The organism is Escherichia sp. E3659 (genome assembly GCF_005781135.1).
Taxonomy (GTDB): Bacteria; Pseudomonadota; Gammaproteobacteria; order Enterobacterales; family Enterobacteriaceae; genus Escherichia.
Genome location: NZ_VATQ01000013.1, coordinates 23,883 through 29,882, shown reverse-complemented (window position 1 = coordinate 29,882; position 6,000 = coordinate 23,883). Strand labels below are relative to the sequence as shown.

Below are 6,000 nucleotides of genomic sequence, written 5' to 3'. Positions count from 1 at the left end.
TGGAGGCGCATTATAGGGAGTTCTCCGTAGGCCGCAATAGAAAAATTGCAAAAAAATGACTGACTGCTGCATTCCCCAGCAAAACCCCGCTTTATACCTTTTTACGCACAGAGTTATCCACAATCATCAATGTAATTTCTGTATTTTTCCCACGGTAACCACTGTCAAAATTGTGATCGCCATTGAAAGAGAAAAATTCGCGAGCGTTGCGCAAACGTTTTCGTTACAATGCGGGCGAAAAATAAGGATGCCCCGTTAGGGGCGTTAGCTGAGTTTTTCGCGAAAAATTCAGCTAACGCTCTCTGTAATAGTCAAATCCAGGGGATTTACCATGCAACAACGTCGTCCAGTCCGCCGCGCTCTGCTCAGTGTTTCTGACAAAGCCGGTATCGTCGAATTCGCCCAGGCACTTTCCGCACGCGGTGTGGAGCTGCTGTCTACAGGGGGCACTGCCCGTCTGTTAGCAGAAAAAGGTCTGCCGGTAACCGAAGTTTCCGATTACACCGGTTTCCCGGAGATGATGGATGGACGCGTGAAGACCCTGCATCCGAAAGTACATGGTGGCATTCTGGGCCGTCGCGGCCAGGACGATGCCATTATGGAAGAACATCAGATCCAGCCTATCGATATGGTGGTTGTTAACCTGTATCCGTTCGCCCAGACCGTTGCTCGTGAAGGCTGCTCGCTGGAAGATGCGGTTGAGAACATCGATATCGGTGGCCCAACCATGGTGCGCTCCGCCGCCAAGAACCATAAAGATGTCGCAATCGTGGTGAAGAGCAGCGACTACGACGCCATTATTAAAGAGATGGATGCCAACGAAGGATCGCTGACGCTTGCAACCCGTTTCGACCTCGCCATCAAAGCCTTCGAACACACCGCCGCCTACGACAGCATGATTGCCAACTACTTCGGCAGCATGGTTCCGGCTTACCACGGTGAAAGCAAAGAAGCCGCCGGTCGCTTCCCACGCACGCTGAACCTGAACTTCATTAAGAAGCAGGATATGCGCTACGGCGAGAACAGCCACCAGCAGGCCGCCTTCTATATAGAAGAGAACGTGAAAGAAGCCTCTGTTGCCACCGCAACCCAGGTTCAGGGTAAAGCCCTCTCTTATAACAACATCGCCGATACCGATGCGGCGCTGGAGTGCGTGAAAGAGTTCGCCGAGCCAGCATGTGTGATTGTGAAGCACGCCAACCCTTGCGGCGTGGCTATCGGCAATTCCATTCTTGATGCTTACGACCGCGCGTACAAAACCGACCCAACCTCCGCATTCGGCGGCATCATTGCCTTTAATCGCGAGCTGGATGCGGAAACCGCGCAGGCCATCATTTCTCGTCAGTTTGTTGAAGTGATTATTGCGCCGTCCGCCAGCGAAGAAGCCCTGAAAATAACCGCCGCCAAACAGAACGTTCGCGTTCTGATCTGCGGTCAGTGGGGCGAGCGTGCTCCGGGTCTTGATTTCAAACGCGTGAACGGCGGTTTGCTGGTTCAGGATCGTGACCTGGGGATGGTCGATGCAGAAGAACTGCGCGTCGTCACCAAACGTCAGCCGACCGAACAGGAACTGCGTGATGCGCTGTTCTGCTGGAAAGTGGCGAAGTTCGTGAAATCCAATGCCATCGTCTATGCCAAAAACAATATGACCATCGGTATTGGCGCGGGCCAGATGAGCCGCGTGTACTCCGCGAAAATCGCCGGTATTAAAGCTGCCGATGAAGACCTGGAAGTGAAAGGTTCCTCGATGGCTTCTGACGCGTTCTTCCCGTTCCGCGACGGTATTGATGCCGCCGCCGCTGCGGGCGTGACCTGCGTAATCCAGCCTGGCGGTTCTATCCGTGATGACGAAGTGATTGCCGCCGCCGATGAACACGGTATTGCGATGCTCTTCACCGACATGCGCCACTTCCGCCATTAATGGAGCGACAGATGAAAGTATTAGTGATTGGTAACGGCGGACGCGAGCACGCGCTGGCCTGGAAAGCGGCCCAGTCGCCGCTGGTTAAGACCGTATTTGTCGCACCGGGTAATGCGGGAACAGCGCTGGAACCCGCGCTACAGAACGTCGATATCGGCGTGACCGATATCCCGGCGCTGTTGGATTTCGCACAAAACGAAAAGATCGATCTGACCATCGTCGGCCCGGAAGCGCCGCTGGTGAAAGGCGTAGTCGATACCTTCCGCGCCGCCGGGCTGAAAATCTTCGGCCCAACCGCAGGTGCCGCGCAACTGGAAGGCTCAAAAGCGTTTACCAAAGATTTCCTGGCCCGCCATAAAATCCCTACGGCGGAATACCAGAACTTCACCGAGGTAGAACCTGCGCTGGCGTATCTGCGTGAAAAAGGCGCGCCAATCGTCATTAAAGCTGACGGTCTGGCTGCCGGGAAAGGCGTTATCGTGGCGATGACGCTGGAAGAAGCGGAAGCGGCCGTTCACGATATGCTGGCGGGCAACGCTTTTGGCGATGCGGGTCATCGCATTGTTATCGAAGAGTTCCTCGATGGCGAAGAAGCGAGCTTTATTGTGATGGTGGACGGCGAGCATGTGCTGCCGATGGCCACCAGCCAGGATCACAAACGCGTAGGCGATAAAGATACCGGGCCAAACACGGGCGGGATGGGCGCTTACTCTCCTGCGCCGGTGGTGACCGATGAGGTTCATCAGCGCACGATGGAACGTATCATCTGGCCAACCGTGAAAGGTATGGCGGCGGAAGGCAATACCTACACCGGTTTTCTCTACGCGGGCCTGATGATCGACAAACAGGGCAATCCGAAGGTTATCGAATTTAACTGCCGCTTTGGCGATCCGGAAACCCAGCCGATTATGCTGCGCATGAAGTCCGATCTGGTTGAACTCTGCCTGGCGGCCTGTGAAGGCAAGCTGGATGAGAAAACATCCGAGTGGGATGAACGTGCTGCTCTCGGCGTGGTGATGGCTGCGGGTGGATATCCGGGCGATTACCGCACCGGCGATGTGATCCACGGCCTGCCGCTGGAAGAAGTGGCTGACGGCAAAGTGTTCCACGCGGGCACGAAACTGGCGGATAACGAGCAGGTAGTGACCAGCGGCGGGCGCGTACTGTGCGTCACCGCGCTGGGTCATACCGTGGCAGAAGCGCAGAAACGCGCCTATGCCTTAATGACCGATATCCACTGGGACGACTGCTTCTGCCGGAAAGATATCGGCTGGCGCGCTATCGAACGCGAGCAGAACTAACGCGACAGTTTTGCCAATAGCGTTTTGCGCGTGATCCCTAACTGACGGGCGGCTTCGGTTTTGTTGCCGCCCGTTTTCTCCAGTGCCGCCAGAATCACTTCTTTTTCGACTTCCACCAGTGGCTGAATATCCTGACTTTGCCCCAGCGGGATCGGCGTACCGGCAATCGCCAGCGGCAGCTCGCGTTCGGAAATATATTCCCCGGTCAGCAGCACCACCGCCCGTTCCACCGCGTTTTCCAGTTCACGAATATTTCCCGGCCAGTCGTAGTGGATCAGCAAATCCATCGCCTGTGGCGTAAAGCCTTTTACCGCCTTGCGATTACGCTCGGCAAAGCGCTGAAGAAAATGGCCAGCCAGCAGAGGGATATCTTCCCGCCGTTGCCGCAGCGATGGTACTTCAATCGCCACCACATTCAGGCGATAGTAGAGATCCTGGCGAAAACGCCCGGCATTCACCTCTGCGGCAAGATCGCGATGGGTCGCCGCAATCAGCCGGACATCAACCGAGATAGTCTGGTTGCTACCGACACGCTGAACTTCGCGCTCCTGAATCGCACGCAGCAGACGCACCTGCATCATCGGCGAGATATCGCCAATTTCATCGAGAAACAGCGTGCCGCCGTCCGCCTCAACAAAGCGCCCTTCCCGGCGTTTATCGGCTCCAGTAAACGCCCCTTTTTCGTGACCGAACAATTCAGATTCCAGCAAGGATTCGTTGAGTGCCGCACAGTTGAGCGTTACCAGCGGTTTTTCGCTACGTGCGCTACTGGCGTGAATCGCCCTGGCGACCAGCTCTTTACCGGTACCGGAATCGCCGTGGATCAGCACCGTGGCTTCCGATGGCGCGACAAGGGCAATTTCACCGAGCAGGTGTTGCATCGCTGCGCTTTTACCAACCATCCCGAACTGGCTGGCGGACACCGCAGGTATTTCAGCATCGACACTGTGCGTATGCGCGAGCGCCTTTTCCAGCGTCGCCTGCAGGTTATCGAAATCCAGCGGTTTGATGAGGTAATCCAGCGCCCCGGTTTTCAACGCCTCTACCGCCGTCTCGACGCTGGAGTACGCGGTCATAATCAGTACCGGAATCGCCGGGTTTAACGTTTTGATCTCTTTTAGCGTGGCAATGCCGTCCATCTCCGCCATTCGCACATCGCAAAGCACAAGATCAAAAACCTGTTCCCGCACCTGCTCCAGCGCCTGTCGCCCGCTGTTCGCCAGCGCGACGTTATAGCCCCAGCCGCGCAGTAATGCCTGCAAAATAGTGCAGTGGCTAATGTCATCATCTACCACCAGAATATCGATATTATCGTGCGTCATCCTTGTGGGTCCTTACGCGTAATATTGACCGGAAGCCAGAGGGTGAACGTTGCGCCTTTCCCCTCCTGGCTTGCGACCTGAATTGTACCACCGTGTTGTTCAACAATATTATGCACGACCGCCAGCCCCAGCCCGGTGCCTTCGGCTTTAGTGGTGAAGTACGGGGTGAAGATGGCTTCAAGCTGATCTGCCGCAATTCCCTTACCGCTGTCGGTAACGCTGATTTTCACACCCGTGCCGCTTTCGCTGGCCGCCACGCTAATCACGCCATGCTGACCAATCGCCTGAATAGCATTGAGATAGAGATTCAACAGAACCTGGGTCAGCCTGTCCGGATCGGCCTGAATTTGCGGTAATGTGTCGTTGGCGGTAAAGCGTAACTGGATCTCCCGGCTGTTTGCATCCTGGCTTACCAGCTGTAATGAGTGGTTAATCAGAGTGTTGAGATCCACCGCCTGCAAAGCCAGATGCGTTGGTTTAACCAGTTCCAGCAGCTCGCTTACCACGCGGTTTAAACGGTCGGCTTCTTTCGCCATCACCTGCGCCAGTTGATGCGCTTCTCCCCCTGCTGGCGCGCGTTCGGCAAAGTATTTCGCCAGCCCTTTAATCGAGGAAAGTGGGTTACGGATTTCGTGGGCAACGCCTGCCGCCAGATGCCCCAGCGCCACCAGCTTCTCTTTGCGCTTCATTTCATCCTGCAACAGCTGGCGCGAGCGCAGATACCGGCGATACCAGAAGAATGACAACACGCTTGCCAGCAAGACCGTCGCCAGGGCGAAGAGGATAATCAGGGTATTGCGCTTTTCCCCACTCTGGGTTGCAACCAGATCGCTGGCGTCAACGGCGATGAAAATAGCCTGTTGTGCTTCTGCCTGTGGCACAGCTTTGCCGTTACAGCGCGGCATATTGTGCATACCATGCCGCCAGGGCAATGACATTGGCTGGAACAAACGATAGACCTCAAGCGCAGGCGTTTTTTCTGCATCCTCAAGCAGTCTCCAGCGGGAGTTTTCCTCTGGCTTTAACTGCTGCATTTCATCCGGCGAATAGAGTGCACGCCCAACCATTTCGGGGTTACTGTGAAGAATGATGATGCCCTGCGCATCGGTGACCGCAAACCACAACACCCCAGGCTGGCCTGCCATCTCTTCCAGAAGCGCCTGTTGCTGCACATGGTGCATTCGCATCCCCATCCCTACGCGGCTTCCTGACTCCAGAGCGCGAATGAGCACATTACCTTTTTCCAGTAATGCCTGACGGTCAGCCTCACTTGCCCGCCCATAATCACGAATCACAGTTACCGCAAACAATCCCACCAGCCCAACAATGACCACGGGGAGGATCGCGCTTAACCATTTGGCTAAGGTGTCTTTTGAACGTTGCATAAAACGTATCTTCTTCTTTGCCTGTTCATCCCTTTTTGACAGCAGAAATCATGCCATCTTTTAGCAGCGCT

General features: G+C 55.5%; 4 protein-coding genes. 2 read left to right on the top strand and 2 right to left on the bottom strand.

The window, feature by feature from the left end:
* Nucleotides 1-331 precede the first annotated feature (331 nt).
* Both purH and purD read left to right on the top strand, forming a co-directional pair.
* Nucleotides 332-1,921 (top strand): bifunctional phosphoribosylaminoimidazolecarboxamide formyltransferase/IMP cyclohydrolase, encoded by a 1,590-nt coding sequence (gene purH, locus FEK47_RS11275; protein WP_135486823.1) that lies wholly within the window; start codon nt 332-334, stop codon nt 1,919-1,921.
* A gap of 11 nt (nt 1,922-1,932) precedes the next feature.
* Nucleotides 1,933-3,222, top strand: a complete 1,290-nt coding sequence (purD, locus tag FEK47_RS11270; protein ID WP_135486824.1) for a phosphoribosylamine--glycine ligase — start codon at nt 1,933-1,935, stop codon at nt 3,220-3,222.
* Here purD and zraR read toward each other — a convergent pair.
* A complete protein-coding gene (gene zraR / locus FEK47_RS11265; protein WP_135486825.1) occupies nt 3,219-4,544 on the bottom strand; it encodes a sigma-54-dependent response regulator transcription factor ZraR in 1,326 nt (441 codons plus the stop codon). The two genes, purD and zraR, sit on opposite strands and share 4 nt — an antisense overlap.
* Complete coding sequence (gene zraS, locus FEK47_RS11260) at nt 4,541-5,938, bottom strand: two-component system sensor histidine kinase ZraS (protein ID WP_138183188.1); 1,398 nt, start codon at nt 5,936-5,938, stop codon at nt 4,541-4,543. The genes zraR and zraS overlap by 4 nt, the downstream gene beginning before the upstream one ends.
* Nucleotides 5,939-6,000: the final 62 nt, after the last annotated feature.

Bases quoted from the DNA above. Each gene is read 5' to 3' on its own strand.
- purH (WP_135486823.1), top strand. From the start codon at position 332: ATGCAACAACGTCGTCCAGTCCGCCGCGCTCTGCTCAGTGTTTCTGAC.
- purD (WP_135486824.1), top strand. From the start codon at position 1,933: ATGAAAGTATTAGTGATTGGTAACGGCGGACGCGAGCACGCGCTGGCC.
- zraR (WP_135486825.1), bottom strand. From the start codon at position 4,544: ATGACGCACGATAATATCGATATTCTGGTGGTAGATGATGACATTAGC.